Origin of the sequence: Mucilaginibacter sp. R-33 (assembly GCF_049949235.1) — a bacterium.
GTDB lineage: Bacteria > Bacteroidota > Bacteroidia > Sphingobacteriales > Sphingobacteriaceae > Mucilaginibacter.
In genome coordinates, this window is record NZ_CP188089.1 from 4,797,913 (window position 1) to 4,814,143 (window position 16,231).

Here is a 16,231-nt window from a genome sequence, read left to right on the forward strand (position 1 = left end):
CCATTTTGTGTCTTTTACGTTTTTTACCGCTCGGCATAATAATAATTTTTAAATGTGTGTTAGTTATTTAATTCCTTAATATATCCATCAATGCGCTGACTGAAAACAGGGTCAGGCATCATTTCTTTGCATTTCTGGTAAGCGTCGATAGCTTCCTTTTTCATACCTAATTGCTTATAGCTTTCGGCTAAATAAAAAGTAGGTTCCAGTTCCTGCTTTTGCGCAAGCAGTGTTTTAAACCTGCTTACCGCTTTTTCATACTGACCCGATTTCATGGCGAACATACCTAAGTTAAGGTTAGCGTTCCAGTTCTTCGGGTCTTTTTTAACAACCTCAAGCAACAGCGCAATACCCTGCATAGGGCCGGCTGCGCCGTTAACATAAGCTATGCCCAACCCGGTTTTGCCTTCAAGGCTTTCGGGTTGTAATTTCAAAGCATTTTGAAATGCTTCGGCAGCATCATTCACAAACGCAGGTTGAAATAAAGTATCCTGTGTAAGTTTATATGCATCATTAAAACGGTTACCTGCGCTTATCCAGTCTTGTACCTTGTTTTCTTTGCGGGCTAATGCCTGGTAGTAAAACGCTGCTGGTGCAGGCTGGTTAACATCATCCCAGTGCTTGGCAAGCTGCGCTTGCAAAGCTGGCGCATCTGCGTCTGATGCTTTTTTTAACTGGGCTTCAAGGTCATTTATCTTAGCCGCCAATGCATCCCCAATAGCTGCTTTGGCAGGGGCCGATACCATATCAACGGTAACATTAGCTGCCGGTTTAGCGGCGCCTGCAGAGGCGGCCATGGCCGGTTTGCCGTTTTTATCGTCTTTTGGTTTTACCAAACCTTTTACGGGCAACCAATACAAATAGCCCATAATAACAACTACGGCTGCACTAACGACTATTTGTTTTTTATTCATGATGGCGTATAATTATTTTTTGCTGGTTTTGTTACCTGACTTTACTTTCTCAACAAAAGTTTTGGCCGGTTTAAAGCTTGGCACAAAGTGCTCAGGGATAATGATGGCAGTATTTTTTGAAATGTTACGTGCTGTTTTCTTAGCTCTTTTTTTAACCACAAAGCTACCGAATCCTCTTACATATACGTTTTCGCCGCCAACCATTGAGCTTTTAACAACTTTGAAAAACGCCTCAACAGTTTCCTGCACGTCTACTTTCTCTATACCTGTTTTTGATGAGATTTCAGTTATAATTTCTGCCTTAGTCATATCTTATTTACTTAATTTAATTTTATAAATACTTAACTGTTTTGGGGTTGCAAAAGTATTGCTTTATCCGTTAACAGCGAAATATTTATCCGTTTTTTTTTGCCAGCGGCGTAAAACCTACATTTTCGTTACAATTTTGAGTATGAGAGGCTTATAAATTACTGGTTAAACATCAATTTGCCGGTGTAAAGAAGTGTGAAAAAAAGTGTGAAAATCTATCAATCCAACTGGTAGCAAAGGCCTTGTACTTTCACAGGTTAGTCGCCATTCTTTTATCTTTTATTTTAAAATTTCAGATCCCCGGCCTCCTGGCTTTTCCCTGGTTCGCGACTCTTTGATTTCTTATCTCCCGATTACCCTCTCGATTCTTGTTTCTTGACTCTTCCTCTGTCTCTTGCCTTCCTCTCCTCTTGATTCCTGATTCTTGCCTTCTTGTTTCCTGCCTTCTTGTTTCTTAATTACTTTTACAACAATGAATTTTACCGACGAACTGGTACAATGGTACTTAAACAACAAACGAAACCTGCCCTGGCGCAATACTACCGATCCTTATGTGATCTGGCTATCTGAGATCATATTGCAGCAAACCCGGGTAGAACAGGGCATGCCATATTTTTATCGTTTCCTGGAAAAATATCCTGATGTAAGCAGTTTTGCCGCTGCTCATGAAGATGAAATCCTGAAGCTGTGGCAGGGACTGGGTTACTACTCCAGGGGGCGCAACATGCTAAAAACGGCCCGGTTGGTACAGGAGCTCCATAACGGCCGTTTCCCGGATAGCTATAACGAACTGATAAAACTAAAAGGTATTGGCGAATATACGGCTGCCGCCATCGCTTCGTTTGCGGCTAATGAAGCCAAAGCCGTGGTAGACGGTAACGTTTATCGTGTACTGGCGCGATACCTGGGTATCTATGAACCAATCAACTCAACCGGGGGTAAAAAAACATTTCAACAGGCTGCCAATGATTTTCTTAATAAGAAAATGCCGGGACTGCACAATCAGGCCATGATGGAGTTTGGTGCCATGTTGTGCAAACCTAAAAATCCAGCCTGTGGTATTTGCCCTGTCCGAATGGGTTGCGTGGCCTTTAACACCAATGCTGTTGCCGCTCTCCCGGTAAAATTAAAAACTGTAAAAGTACGTGAGCGCTTTTTTAATTATTTCCTGGTAACCAACGGCGATACCGTTTTGATGAACAAAAGGGGCGATAAAGACATCTGGGCCAATATGTTTGATTTGCCTATGGTAGAAACAAGCTCACTTTTAACCCTGACAACGCTATTGAAACAACCCGAAGTTTTAGCTGTTTTTGGTGATGATATTAAAGCTGCTGAAATTTCGCCGGTGCATAAACACATCCTTACACATCAGCGGCTTTTTGTAAGGCTGATAAAAATTGAAAACCAACCCCTCAAAACGCACGAAAACTGGGTTAAAATCAACGTTCAGAACCTGCCGGAGTTAGCTTTACCAAAAATCATTTTTATATTATTAAAAAATATTTTTAATTTGTAAAATAATTTTGCGTTAATTTATGGCATGTCTGGAATAAACAAAGTAATACTCGTTGGTCACTTAGGCAAAGACCCTGAAGTACGGAATTTAGAAGGTGGCGTATCTGTTACGAGTTTCCCTTTAGCTACTTCCGAAACTTTTAATAAAGATGGCCGCAAGGTTGAACAAACCGAATGGCATAATATTGTAATGTGGCGCGGACTGGCAGAAGTAGCGGCCAGGTTTCTTTCAAAAGGAAAGCTGGTTTACATCGAGGGCAAACTCCGCACCCGCTCATTTGAGGATAAGGAAGGTATAAAAAAATACACTACCGAAATTGTGGCCGAAAACTTCACTATGCTTGGCCGCAAGAGTGATTTTGATGCCGAGCCGTTAAAATCACCCTCAAAAAACGGGGACTCGTTTATAGATCATTTAAATGCCGAAGACTATTAAATTACCGATACTTACTAAAACATCCCAAAGAAAAAATGCCGGTAACACTTGTCACTGGCATTTTTCATATCCCGTAGAATTATAAATCGGTTATTGCTTAAAATAGTTCACACCCTGCGGCGCGGTACAATCGTCGGCCGGTCCGCATATATATGTCAGCGTAAGTACATTCCCTCCGGCATTTAAAACCATAGTGTAGTTGGCCGTTACCGCAATGACGTTGCTAACCGCCGCCAGTTCGGAAACCGGGCCAAAAGCATTGTTTTTGTTTTGATAATCGGTTATATCATACAAGGTTAATACCGAATTTTGGATCTTATATTTTCCAACCCGTTTTGACGCTGTTCCGATAAGCTTTTTGGAAACCGAGTCGATACTGGTCACCGTGCCTTCAAATGTGTGGTCGGTTTTAAAATCGTATTCATATTGTGTCCCTTGTTTTGAAAAAGCAGCAGGAACAATCCATTTTCCGGATATGTTTAGCTCGCTGTTTGTTACCGTCTCTTTATGACAGCCCCAAAAAGCCGTTACTAAAACAATGGCTAACAAGCCTAACACTTTTGCAGGATTCGTAATTTGCTTCATATCAATGATTACGCTAAAAAAAGCGTAATGATACAGCAGCATATTCTTTTTCCCGGCAAAAGCAAAAGCCCTCATATAATGAACTATATGAGGGCTTTGCCTGTTAATATATTTATCTTCCTCCAGGAGGGCATTTAGCTTTCAAATACTGTGTAAACAACGTGCGCAAATGCTGTGTTGTACCTTCGCCTTCCGATATCGAATGCGTACGGTTAGGGTATGACATCAGCTGGAACTGCCTGTTGTATTTCACCAGTTCATCAATCAGCAACTCGGCATTTTTGTAATGCACATTATCATCGCCCGTACCATGAATGTAAAGCAAGTTGCCTTTCAAATTCTTAGCATAAGTAACCGGCGAACCTTTGATAAACACTGCACGGCCGGCATCATCGCTTGGTACGCCCATGTAGCGCTCCTGGTAAATGTTATCATAAGTAAGCTGGTTGCCTACTGCTGCTACTGCTATCCCTGTTTTATAAATATCTCCATACTGAAACATCAGGTTAAGGGTAGATGAACCGCCGCCGCTCCAGCCGTGTACTGCTATACGGGTTGAGTCGACAAATGGCCATTTAATGATCTCTCTGGCTGCCATAGCCTGGTCGCGGATGTTGATAATACCTATGTTCTTGTAAATAGCCTTGCGCCAGGCTGTGCCTTTAGGGGCAGGCGCACCACGACCTTCAACCGACATGTAAATATACCCGTCATCTGCCATGCTGCCTTCATACAGCCTGTTACGGCCAGTACCCCAGGTATCTGTTACGGTTTGCCCAGCCGGTTCGCCATAAACGGTAAACAGTACCGGGTATTTTTTATTCGGGTCGAAATTGGTTGGTTTTACCATCCAGCCGTCCATTTCAATGCCATCAACAGTTTTTACTTTGAAAAACTCGGGTTTATTTTTAGCGTTTTTATCAACCGTTATTACAGTACCGCCAATATGCTTATGAGCTGGCAAACTGATCACCTCGCTTTGCGGGTGGGTATAGCTGTTGCTGAAATTGTGCAGCGCAACCTTGCCGTTAGGCGAAATATCATAGCTATGCGTTCCTGGCTCACCAGCAGGCGAAACACGCTCGGCCGTGCCGCCGCTTAATTTTATTTTGTAAAGATATTTCTGTGTAGCATTATCCGGCGAAGCAATGAAGTATACATAACCCAGAGCTTCGTCGATCATGTCGATACCAATCACATCATAGTTGCCTTTAGTGATCAGGCTTTCTTTGCCTTCGCGGGTTATTTTATACAAATGGCGCCAGCCGTCCTTTTCGCTCAGCCATAAAAAACTTTTGCCTTTTTCAATCCAGCCCCAGCCTACCGGGTCGCCGCCGGCCACACGCGCTTTAACGTCAATCCATGAATCATTATGCTCTTCGCGGATCACACGGGTGGTACCGTTTGACACGTTGCCTATAAATACCCGGCTTTCATTTTGCGCACGGTTCAGTTGTTCAAGAATAACTTCGCTCGAGTTATCGGCCCATTCCATATTAGGGATGTAATGCTGTACGGCATCGCCGGGCACATTGATCCACGTGGTTTTACCGGTAACGGTATTAACAACGCCCACTTTGCATGAGCTTGGATCTTCGCCCGCAACAGGGTACTCAACCGGCACAACATAAGGATAAACCGAATCAGTAGTGTTCAGCATCAAATAGGTTTTGATCTTGCTGGCGTCTAATTGCCAGTACGCTATTGATTTACTATCCGGCGACCAGCGGAAACCATCGCGGCAGCCAAACTCTTCCTCATAAGCCCAGTCAAAAGTACCGTTGATAAGCGTTTGGGTACCGTCAGTAGTTAATTGTTTTAACGAACCATCGGCCAAATCTTCCATGTAAATGTTATGCCCGCTTACGTAAGCAGCTTTACTGCCATCGGGCGAAAATTTGGCGAACATCAGTGATGAAGCCGGCAGGCTTTTACCCAACTGCCAAAGCTTTTTGGTATTAGAATCATACACCCAGTAGTCGCCACGGGTGTCATAGCGCCATACTTTTTTGGTATTGGTATTGATAAGGACTTTTTTGTTATCATCGCTCACCGCAAACCTTTTTACACTGATAGGCGCTTTGCCTGCAGGCGTCAATTCTTCTTTGGTGATAAAAACAGTTTTTTTTGAGGTATCACGGGCATCAATCATGATAATTTGCCCGCCGGTTATGCGGTAATACTGATAGCCGTCTTTTGTCCAGTTAACGGCGGTCCGTTGCGCCCGGGCCGTATTTTGCAGTAAGATTAACAATAGCGTAGTAAGGAAAAAAAATCCCGAACGGTAAAATTTCATATACATTTAGTTTGAATTAATAGAGCGGCGATATTTTTATTTATTAAATAACGTCACTGTAAATTTTGCGTTAAATTAGCACAATAAAGAAATCTAAAGCCCTCTGTAATGAAAAAAATACCTCTATTGCTCGCTGCCTGCATGTTATTTTTCACATCGGTAAACGCCCAGCGAGCCGACAGGAGCAAGTTCATTAAAGACAGTTTAGACCTCTATATCAGCAAGGCCTTAACCAACTGGCGCGTGCCCGGCATAGCTGTTTGTATTGTGAAAGATAACAAAGTTGTGCTGATGAAAGGTTATGGCATTAAAGAGCTTGGCCTCATGAACAAGGTAGATGAAAACACCTTGTTCATGATAGGCAGCAATACCAAAGCTTTCACGGCAACTGCGCTTGCTATGCTGGAGGCAAACAAAAAACTGTCGTTAGATGACAAGGTAACCAAATACATACCGGAATTTAAGCTGGAAGACAAAAACGCAAGCGACCAGGTAATAGTGCGCGACCTCCTTTGCCACCGCCTCGGCTTCCGAACCTTCCAGGGCGATTTTACTTTTTACAATACCAACCTTACCCGCCAGGAGGTAATTCAGCGTTTGGGCAAGCTTAAAGCAACTTATCCGTTCCGTACACGCTGGGGATATACCAACGCCGCATTTTTAACGGCCGGCGAGATCATTCCGAAGGTTACCAACGGACACTCATGGGAAGCTTACTTAAAGGAAGCCATTTTTGCACCACTGGGCATGGGCAATACTTTGGCCCTAAGCAAGGATTTACCGACATCCTTAAACCGCACGGTGCCGCATACTATTGTCGACGGCAGGCTTACCCCAATCCCTTATTGCCAGATAGATGGCCTGGCGCCTGCCGGGGCTATCAGTTCGTCGGTAAATGATATGAGCAAATGGGCACTTGCTTTACTGAACGATGGTAAGGTTGGGCAGCGCCAGGTGATCCCTTCCTCAGCCATCCAGGCAACACGTGTGCCGCAGGATATTGTGAGCAGTGTCCATCATATGAACGGCGAAAATAACTTTGAGCTGTATGGTTTAGGCTGGTTTATCCAGGATTACTCGGGCCACAGGCTGGTGATGCATGATGGCGGGGTTAACGGCTATTTGTCGTCAGTAACGCTTTCGCCGCAGGATAACCTGGGTATCATCATATTAACCAATACTGATCAGAACCTGTTGTTTGAGGCCCTGCGCTGGGATATTTTAGATGCTTACTTCAAACAACCTTTCCGCAACTACAGCGAGGGTTATTTAAAACAATACAAAGCTAATATCGCAACCGAACAGGCCGAAGATAAAAAGCTGAGGGATTCTGTACTGTTAAACCCCAAACCAATGTTGCTGCCAAACAAATACATTGGCAAATACAGCAACGATTTTTATGGCAGCATGGAGGTTACCCAGGGCGAGGGCAACAATCTCGAAATGCGCTTTGAGCATCATCCTAAAATGTATGCCTTGCTAAAACCACTGGGCGGTAACCGCTTTTATGTAACTTTTTCTGATCCTACCCTGGGGAAAGCTGTATTTCCGTTCATGGTACAAAACGGCGAGGTTACGGGAGTACGCGTAAAAGTGGCTGATTTTGTAGAGCGGGGCGCGTATGATTTTAAAAAGAATTAGGGAGTGACATTGCCGCCAACCTCGTTGTTAAGTGTTTAAAACCGGCGGCCTCTGAAGGTTAGATGACAAAGAGGGCTTGTCAGTCTGAGCCCGTCGAAGACTCGTGTGCAGAGGCCTGCCCACCATGCTTCGAGAGCCTACCCATGACAAGATAAAAAATGTGGTTTTTCGCAGCAGATCAGCTTCGGGTGAAAACGAGCAGAACGATGCTGGGCGGTGCGGCTGCAGGGGCATAGCAAGTTTTTGCAGAAGCGGAGGCATTGCGTGCGAGTCGGGGCAAAATAATTGCAGCTCGTGGTTCTGTTCGTTTTGCAGGGTGAAGGCCGCGCCGAGGGCTATGGGGCCAGGTTGTGCGCAAAGAAGCCTCTCTGCTGCAAGCCTTTTTGGTTACTTTTGTGGCGACAAAAGTAACTGGCCCCGCGCGGCCAAGAGCGCGACGATGTAAGTCAAATACTAATGAAGCCCGTTACCTTTTTAAGTTGTCATGGGTAACTTACCGTATTTTAAGTCATGGTAAGGACGAAACCGTCCTATGGTAAAAATAAAGCTTGCTACTTCCTGAATACCCCTTCAAAAAACAGCGCCATAACATAAAATGCCATGGCGCTGAAAAAATATCTAAACAATTAAATCTTATTGCAGCACAATCTTACGGATACGGTTGTTATAATAGTCGGCTACGTAAACATTGTTGCCGGCATCAACTGCAATACCCTGCGGCGAGTTAAAGATCCCTGCAGTGCCAACACCTTCCGCAAAACTGCTTGTTCCGTTACCGGCAATTACTTTTAATACTTTATCCTTGGTAATCTCCAGGATCCTGCCATTCTGATCGGCTATGAAGAGATTCCAGCTTTTATCAAACGCAATGGCCGACGGGTTGCCAACAACTCCGGTCCGTTTATTACCGCCAACAAAAGTAGTAACAACACCCGCCGGGGTTATTTTACGAATGGCATGATTAAGCGTTTCGGCTACATATATATTATTATTGGCATCAATAGCTATGCCGTTGGGCTTATTGAAAGTAGCGCTGGTTGCGGTTGCATTATCCAGGTAACTTGCCCCCCTGCTGCCTGCAAATGTGGTAACAACACCAGCCGGGGTTATTTTGCGGATCAGGTTATTGCCCAGATCGGCCACAAAAATATTTCCGGAGCCATCAATTGCTAACCCGCGCGGACTGTTAAACGTTGCTTTGGTACCTGTTCCATCGGCATATCCGGCATCGCCGCTGCCTGCAAAAGTGCTTACCACACCGGCCGGGGTAATTTTGCGGATATTATTATTGCCGTAATCGGCTACATAAATATTGCCCGTTGCATCAGTAACCAAACTTTGCGGAGCATAAAACTGCGCGGCGGCTATGGGGCCGTCAACATAGCCAATGCTACCATTGCCCGAAAGTGTAGTAACATCTCCTGCCGTTGTAACCTTGCGTATAGCACTGTTAAATGAATCGGCTACATAAATATTGCCGTCGGTACCTACAGCTATCCCCTGCGGGCTGTTAAAAAGAGCGGCGCCGCCCAAACCGTCAACAAAGTCGGCCGCGGTATTACCCGCCAATGTGCTAACTGTGCCACCAGTGGATGTTGTACCATCGCCGGTGGTAAACTGTACCACTTTACCGTAGCCAGTACCCGCGCTGTTTACAGCATATGCGCGTGCATAATAAGTTGTTTTAGGGCTTAAACCGGTAAGTTTTGTAGTATAAGCGTACAGAATTACCGTATCGGTGGTTTTCTTATCGGCAGTAGTAGGAGTTTGATTGGTGGCGCTGTAACAAATACCGTAGCTGCTCAGGCTTACGTCAGTCGATCCATTAAATAAACCGCCTGTATAGGCTATGGTTCCACTTTCGGTAGTAACCACATCCATTGTGGTTAAATCAGGCACGGTTACAGGCGTAACGTTTCCTTTTTTACCACAGCTTGTGCCGGCCAAAGCAACGGCAAATAAAAACGCGGCAAATAAAATTGTTTTGGTAAAGCTTTTTTTCACGAGTTAGTTTAAAAGTTATATGTAGTAAGTAAGCAAAATTAACTTATCAATACGTAGCAAATTACTTTAAAGTAACATTTTAACAAATATTAACATACTTATTACTTACCAAAAGGCTCCGCCGCCCTGCAAACGCAAATAAAAACGATTAACTGTTTTTATACGGGGGCAAAACCATCAAATCCCGGCAACATTTTTGGTGTATGCCTGTTATTAATTTACTATGAAACTCATAACGCTGTTCATATCCATTTTGATAGCCAATACAGTTATTGCACAAAAACACGTGCCGCTGCCCCACGGAATGATATTTGGCGAAAAGCCCGACACAATAGCCTTAATGCCCGCCTCTAAACTGGAAGCTTTTATGGAAAAAAAAACGCGGATCACTACGGCCGTTAGCGGCAGGGTTATTAAAGTAACCAAAGAAAAAGGTGGCTGGTTTGAAATGGATGCGGGTAACAACCGGGTTATAACAGCCCATTTTACCAATGCAGGGATAAACCTCCCCAGGCAATTGGCGGGCCGTACGGTAATCATTTCGGGAATAGCAGCTAAACAATTTATTGCCGATGACCTGCAGCATATGGCCGGCGATACGGTTAGCGGCAAAAAACAGCATAAGGTAAATGCCAACCCCGGCCGAAAGGTCAGCTTTGAAGTAAAAGGATTAATGGTAGATAAATAAAGCTATTCAAGCGGGATAAATACCTACCCGTTTGTTACAATGAGCCGCCTTAACTTTTCAGAAACCTCGTTTTTGTTTACTGCAGATGCTTCGCGTTTGCATTTCATATAATGTTCACGGGCAATTTTTTCGGCCAGGTCGCCGATAGTTTTCACATGCATCTCTTTGCCAAAACGTCCGGCCAGCCTTAAACCTATCCCGGCTATTACCATACCGGCAATACCTATGGCCAGGTAATAAAAGGCCAAAACAAAGCTAACCACCAATACCATGGAAAACAGGTTAATTATCCACTGCTTCGGCTGAAGCAAACGGATCTGGAAACCCATTTCTTCTTCAATGGCGGCCACAGCCTCAATACGGCTATCGCGCGGAAAAAGATCAGCGAGTTTGGTTTGGGGCTTTATGATATCCTTATCATACCCCGACGATGCATTGATGGCATTACGGAGTTTGTAAAACGCCTGCTGTGTAGTACAGCCATCATTTGTTTTTTTTACTTTTTCAACAACAACGTCGCAAAGTTTACCAAAGTTTTGCACATCGTTTACCGATGTATCGTTTAAACTGATGTTAAATGATTTTTCAATTTTCATTAAAACACCATCCATATCTTCAGGATCAACACTCTTCAGGTTGATTTCCTGACCATTAGCCGTATTAACTTTCAATCTATAGCAACTAAATACAACAATAGTGAACCTGCAATTAGGGTTGCAGGTTCACGTTATTAGCAATTAAACTACAAAGGCTGCAATTTAATGTTTTAATTATTTACTCAAATACATCGATTTCTCTTTGTACAGGTGTCTGAAGTATGGGTCCTGCAGGTTAGGGATAAAGCGGATAGCCTCACCTGTTGATTTCATTTCAGGTCCAAGCTCCTTGGTAACTTCAGGGAACTTATCAAACGAGAACACCGGTTCTTTGATGGCATAACCCCAAAGCTTGCGTTCGATGGTAAAGTCGCTCAGCTTATTGGCCTCAAGCATAACTTTTGTGGCTATGTTGATGTATGGCACATCATAAGCTTTGGCGATGAAAGGCACGGTACGTGAAGCACGCGGGTTGGCCTCAATTACATACACCTTATCATCCTTAACCGCGAATTGTATGTTAAGCAAACCGCGTACGTTAAGCGCTTTAGCTATCTTTTTGGTATATTCTTCTATCTGGTGGATTACATTGTCCGACAGATCAAACGGAGGCAATACAGCGAATGAATCGCCCGAATGGATCCCCGCAGGCTCAATGTGTTCCATGATCCCAACAATGTGTACATCCTCACCATCGCTGATCGAGTCAGATTCGGCCTCGGCGGCACGGTCAAGGAAGTGGTCGATCAGCACGCGGTTGCCCGGCAGGTTGCGCAGCAGGCTTACCACAGCTTTCTCCAGGTCTTCGTCATTGATCACAATGCTCATACCCTGGCCGCCTAATACGTAGCTTGGGCGTACAAGTACCGGGTAACCAACCTTGTGGGCAACTTCAAGCGCTTCTTCCGCACTTTCGGCTACACCGTATTTAGGGTATGGGATGTCAAGATCTTTCAGCAGGTCGGAGAAACGGCCGCGGTCTTCGGCAATATCCATATCATTGAATGATGTACCAATGATCCGGATGCCGTGCTCGTGCATTTTCTCGGCCATTTTAAGCGCAGTTTGGCCACCCAGCTGAACAATTACCCCATAAGGTTTTTCAAGCTCGATGATCTCGCGTACATGCTCCCAGTAAACCGGCTCAAAGTACAGCTTATCGGCCATGTTAAAGTCGGTTGATACTGTTTCAGGGTTACAGTTAACCATGATGGCTTCAAAGCCTGCTTCTTTAGCAGCAAGTAAACCGTGAACACAACTGTAGTCGAACTCGATACCCTGGCCTATACGGTTAGGGCCTGAGCCTAATACAATGATCTTTTTCCTGTCAGATGCTACCGACTCATTTTCGCCTTCGTAGCTCGAATAGTAGTATGGAGTTTTAGCAGGGAACTCGGCAGCGCAGGTATCAACCATTTTGTAAACGCGGTGCATGCCCAGGGCTTTGCGGCGCTGGTAAACATCTTCCTCGGTTACGTTACCTAAAATGTGTGCTATCTGCACATCAGAGAAACCTTTTTGTTTTAGCGTATACAGAAACTCCTCAGGAACGTTGTTCAATGAATAACGGCGAAGCTCTGTTTCCAGGTTAACCAGCTCCTGGATCTGGTTCAGGAACCAGCGGTCGATCTTGGTTACTTTACGTACCGATTCGATTGGCACACCAAGGCTCAGGGCATCATAGATGTGGAACAACCTGTCCCAGCTCGGGTACTCAAGGCTGGCCATGATCTCTTCGAGGTTACGGCTCTGGCGGCCATCGGCACCTAAACCGGCACGACCGATCTCGAGGCTTTGGCAGGCTTTCTGCAAGGCTTCTGTAAAGCTGCGGCCAATGCCCATCACCTCACCTACCGATTTCATCTGCAGGCCAAGTTCTTTATTAGCGCCTTTGAATTTATCAAAGTTCCAGCGAGGTATTTTAACGATCACATAATCCAAAGTAGGCTCAAAATAAGCCGAGGTTGTTTTGGTGATCTGGTTTTCAATTTCATCAAGATTATAACCTATGGCCAGCTTGGCAGCAATTTTAGCAATTGGATAACCGGTAGCTTTTGATGCAAGGGCTGAAGAGCGTGACACACGTGGGTTGATCTCGATAGCGATGATCGCTTCATCTGCAGGGTTTACCGAAAACTGCACGTTACAACCGCCGGCAAAGTTACCGATGGCGCGCATCATTTTGATAGCCTGGTTACGCATTTCCTGGTAGCAGCGGTCGCTCAGGGTCATGGCCGGGGCTACAGTGATCGAGTCGCCGGTGTGGATACCCATCGGATCAAAGTTCTCGATAGAGCAGATAATGATTACGTTATCGTTGCTATCGCGCAGCAACTCCAATTCGTATTCTTTCCAGCCTAACACAGCCTGCTCAACCAATACCTCGTGGGTTGGTGAAGCCTGTAAGCCACGGTTAAGGGCGGCATCAAAATCTTCCTTTCTGTGAACAAAACCTGCACCTTTACCACCCAGTGTGTAGCTTGGGCGAATAACCAGCGGGAAGCCAATTTCCTGCGCGCCTTCTTTACCTTCAAGGAAAGAGTTGGCGATTTTTGATTTGGCAACCCCTACGCCGATGTCAACCATCAGCTGGCGGAAAGCCTCACGGTTTTCGGTTTTTTCAATGGCGGCAATATCTACACCGATAACTTTAACGCCATATTTTTCCCAAATGCCGCGTTCAGACGCTTCGATACAAAGGTTCAACGCGGTTTGACCGCCCATGGTAGGCAGCACAGCGTCTATCTGCTGTTCGGTTAAAATTTTCTCAATGCTTTCGCAGGTGAGCGGCAGAAGGTAAACATGATCGCTGATAACTTTATCCGTCATGATAGTTGCCGGATTGCTGTTAATAATAGAAACGGAGATGCCTTCTTCTTTTAACGAGAGAGCGGCTTGTGAGCCGGAATAATCAAATTCGCAAGCCTGGCCGATAATGATTGGGCCGGAGCCAATGATCAGAACGGATTTGATGGAGGTGTCTTTGGGCATAGGGCTTTTTTTAAGTCAAAAGTTCTAAGTCAAAAGTCAAAGGCTGTTAAGCCTTTAAACGGTTTTTCCTATGCGCTGAAAGCCAAGAAATCCCGACTTCAGCGTCGGGGTGCAAAGATAGAGTTTTAACAAACACCATTCATGTTTTTTTTCAGATTTAATATTGTCGCCATAACACCGGGCCTTTTTTAAGTTTCGGAGCACATTTTCTTAAAACAATAGGCTTACTATTTCCGTAAAATCTCACTATATTTACTTACAGCCCGGCCTGTAATTTCCAATTGAACCTGTAATTGCGCCAGGGCGCAAATACGTTATATTTAAGGACTATGATAAAGAAGTCTGTTTTTCCGTTGCTTGCGGCTATTTTATTTTGGGGCAGCTGTGCTATGCTGCAATCAGTTGTTAAATCAACATTCCCGTATACCGCTACTATGGTTATCCCGGCGTCGGCCAAAGTTGATGAACCTCAAACCGCAGTAAGCACGGGCAATAGCTTTGACCAGGATTTTACTAAAGATGGCAACAATGCCAGCAGGATAAGCGAGGTGCGCATCATATCAGCCAAACTGCAGTCGAGCGATCCGTCAGATTATAACATTGGCAATATAGCGTCATTAAGGGTTTACATGGCCAAAAACGATGGCAGTGAAGAGGTAATGGTGGCCATACGTAAAGATATCCAACCCAACGCCGGCAACAGCATAGTACTTGACATTGACAACTCACACTTTTTAGACGAACTGGTGCGCCAGCCAAGCGTGCGCATCCGGATGGTTTACCGCCTGCGTAAAGCTACGGCAACTGATGCCAGCCTGAAAGTATCATTAGGAATTGGATCGTACCCGGCTAATTAAGCTTACCTGCCTATCGCAAAAGAAACCGGAACGCTGTATCTAACTTTAACCGGAACGCCAAATTGTGTTCCCGGAACCCATTTTGGCGAGTTATTGAGCACCCGCACAGCTTCATCATCAATAATGGGAGCAACAGATTTACTCACTTTAATATCTGTTAATGTTCCATCCTTTTCCACAACGAAAGAAAGTACCACAGTACCTTCAATACCCTTACGCAGGGCATCATCGGGATATTTGATATTATTTGATAAAAACCTGCCGAACCGCTCAAGTCCGCCTTTAAATTGCGGAGGTACCCCACGAGATTTCAGGTAAGTATTAACTTTTCCCTCTTTAGTTGTAGCTATGCCTGATATCAACACCCCGTTATCATAAATTTCGGTAAAAGTAGTTTTGAAGTCTTGAAAATCACCTTTCCACTGTCCATCGCGTTTACCGCCTTTTACAGGGCCTTCTTCTTCAACATAACCAAATTTGTTATCGTAACCTTTAAAGTAGCCATTACCTTCAGAAACCTGGTCGTTTCCCAATGAATCTTTATTGGCTATAATGAGGTAATTGCCAGACCTATCGGCTGTACGGTCTTTATTATCTTCGGGATACGACAACTGCGCGTATAACCTGCCATTAGGATAAAATTCCATATCCTCACCTGCCTTTACTCCGTTTTTATAACTGATAACGGATTGCCTTTTGCCATTAGCATAGTAGGTAACACATTGCCCTTCAAATTGCGGCGGATCGATCTTTACAGATTTTCCGATGAGTTTTTGAGAACCGCTGGGATAAAATTCAAAAACATTATATAGCGTTGAAGCCGAGTCTGGCTCACGCACCACACGGATATAGTCGGCACTATCACGTATACCAACATACTTACCGTTATTTTTTATAAAGTAAACGTTTTGGCGCTGGGCATAGGCCCCGGTTGCAATAAGAAGAAAAAGGGTGATTGTAAAAAGCGGTTTCATAAATTGCGGCTTAGGCGCCGCTAATTTACTTAATCAATTTATTATCTGAATCGGGAAATATCAAAATTGGCTCATAATTGCGGGCTTCTTCAACCTCCATGTAGGCGTATGACATAATGATCACGATATCGCCAACCTGTGCCAGGCGGGCGGTAGCGCCGTTAAGGCATACAGTGCCTGTTCCGCGTTCGCCTTTGATAACATAGGTTTCAAAGCGGGCGCCGTTATTATTGTTCACTATCTGAACCTTTTCGTTGGGGATGATATTTGCAGCCTCAATCAGGTCTTCATCAATAGTGATACTGCCCACATAATTCAACTCCGCCTGCGTTACCTTAACCCGGTGAATTTTGGACTTTAATATTTCAATTATCATGGCGCAAAGTTAGGAATAAATTTAGTCGATAGTCCATAGTCGATAG

The 16,231-nt window shown here is 44.6% G+C and carries 14 protein-coding genes; 5 read left to right on the plus strand and 9 right to left on the minus strand.

Annotated elements, in window-relative coordinates; genetic code table 11:
- Window positions 1–59 precede the first annotated feature (59 nt).
- On the minus strand, window positions 60–914 hold the full coding sequence (locus tag ACP26M_RS19665; protein WP_426582536.1) for a tetratricopeptide repeat protein: 855 nt from the start codon (window positions 912–914) through the stop codon (window positions 60–62).
- 12 nt (window positions 915–926) lie between these two features.
- The gene (locus ACP26M_RS19670; protein WP_090534644.1) at window positions 927–1,223 is read right to left on the minus strand and encodes an HU family DNA-binding protein; all 297 of its coding nucleotides are present in this window, start codon (window positions 1,221–1,223) and stop codon (window positions 927–929) included.
- 472 nt (window positions 1,224–1,695) lie between these two features.
- Between ACP26M_RS19670 and mutY the strand changes: the two genes are divergently transcribed.
- Window positions 1,696–2,742 carry an A/G-specific adenine glycosylase gene (gene mutY / locus ACP26M_RS19675; protein ID WP_426582539.1) on the plus strand — a complete coding sequence of 349 codons (1,047 nt, stop codon included), beginning with the start codon at window positions 1,696–1,698 and terminating at the stop codon, window positions 2,740–2,742.
- 24 nt (window positions 2,743–2,766) lie between these two features.
- Window positions 2,767–3,177 (plus strand): single-stranded DNA-binding protein, encoded by a 411-nt coding sequence (locus tag ACP26M_RS19680; protein ID WP_426582541.1) that lies wholly within the window; start codon window positions 2,767–2,769, stop codon window positions 3,175–3,177.
- Window positions 3,178–3,267: 90 nt separating this feature from the next.
- Here ACP26M_RS19680 and ACP26M_RS19685 read toward each other — a convergent pair whose 3' ends face one another.
- Window positions 3,268–3,762, minus strand: a complete 495-nt coding sequence (locus ACP26M_RS19685; protein ID WP_426582543.1) for a hypothetical protein — start codon at window positions 3,760–3,762, stop codon at window positions 3,268–3,270.
- A gap of 112 nt (window positions 3,763–3,874) precedes the next feature.
- On the minus strand, window positions 3,875–6,064 hold the full coding sequence (locus ACP26M_RS19690; RefSeq protein WP_426582545.1) for a S9 family peptidase: 2,190 nt from the start codon (window positions 6,062–6,064) through the stop codon (window positions 3,875–3,877).
- Between the two features lie 102 nt (window positions 6,065–6,166).
- Between ACP26M_RS19690 and ACP26M_RS19695 the strand changes: the two genes are divergently transcribed.
- Window positions 6,167–7,699: a serine hydrolase gene (locus ACP26M_RS19695; RefSeq protein ID WP_426582547.1), complete on the plus strand. Its 1,533-nt coding sequence runs from the start codon at window positions 6,167–6,169 to the stop codon at window positions 7,697–7,699.
- Window positions 7,700–8,332: 633 nt separating this feature from the next.
- Here the strand turns inward: ACP26M_RS19695 and ACP26M_RS19700 are convergent.
- Window positions 8,333–9,703 carry an NHL repeat-containing protein gene (locus tag ACP26M_RS19700; protein WP_426582549.1) on the minus strand — a complete coding sequence of 457 codons (1,371 nt, stop codon included), beginning with the start codon at window positions 9,701–9,703 and terminating at the stop codon, window positions 8,333–8,335.
- A gap of 223 nt (window positions 9,704–9,926) precedes the next feature.
- Between ACP26M_RS19700 and ACP26M_RS19705 the strand changes: the two genes are divergently transcribed.
- Window positions 9,927–10,391: a DUF4920 domain-containing protein gene (locus ACP26M_RS19705; RefSeq protein WP_426582551.1), complete on the plus strand. Its 465-nt coding sequence runs from the start codon at window positions 9,927–9,929 to the stop codon at window positions 10,389–10,391.
- A 23-nt stretch (window positions 10,392–10,414) separates the two neighbouring features.
- On the opposite strand, the gene ACP26M_RS19710 is transcribed toward ACP26M_RS19705, so the two are convergent.
- Window positions 10,415–11,062, minus strand: a complete 648-nt coding sequence (locus ACP26M_RS19710; RefSeq protein WP_426582553.1) for a hypothetical protein — start codon at window positions 11,060–11,062, stop codon at window positions 10,415–10,417.
- Between the two features lie 99 nt (window positions 11,063–11,161).
- Window positions 11,162–13,978 carry a carbamoyl-phosphate synthase large subunit gene (gene carB, locus ACP26M_RS19715; RefSeq protein WP_426582555.1) on the minus strand — a complete coding sequence of 939 codons (2,817 nt, stop codon included), beginning with the start codon at window positions 13,976–13,978 and terminating at the stop codon, window positions 11,162–11,164.
- A 329-nt stretch (window positions 13,979–14,307) separates the two neighbouring features.
- Here carB and ACP26M_RS19720 point away from each other — a divergent pair, with 329 nt between their 5' ends.
- Complete coding sequence (locus tag ACP26M_RS19720) at window positions 14,308–14,835, plus strand: hypothetical protein (RefSeq protein WP_426582557.1); 528 nt, start codon at window positions 14,308–14,310, stop codon at window positions 14,833–14,835.
- Between the two features lie 2 nt (window positions 14,836–14,837).
- Here the strand turns inward: ACP26M_RS19720 and ACP26M_RS19725 are convergent, their stop codons facing one another.
- Together ACP26M_RS19725 and panD are read right to left on the minus strand one after the other, a co-directional pair.
- Window positions 14,838–15,809, minus strand: coding sequence for a TonB family protein (locus ACP26M_RS19725; protein WP_426582559.1), 972 nt, complete (start codon window positions 15,807–15,809; stop codon window positions 14,838–14,840).
- A gap of 25 nt (window positions 15,810–15,834) precedes the next feature.
- Window positions 15,835–16,185: an aspartate 1-decarboxylase gene (gene panD / locus ACP26M_RS19730; protein WP_090534618.1), complete on the minus strand. Its 351-nt coding sequence runs from the start codon at window positions 16,183–16,185 to the stop codon at window positions 15,835–15,837.
- Window positions 16,186–16,231 lie beyond the last annotated feature (46 nt).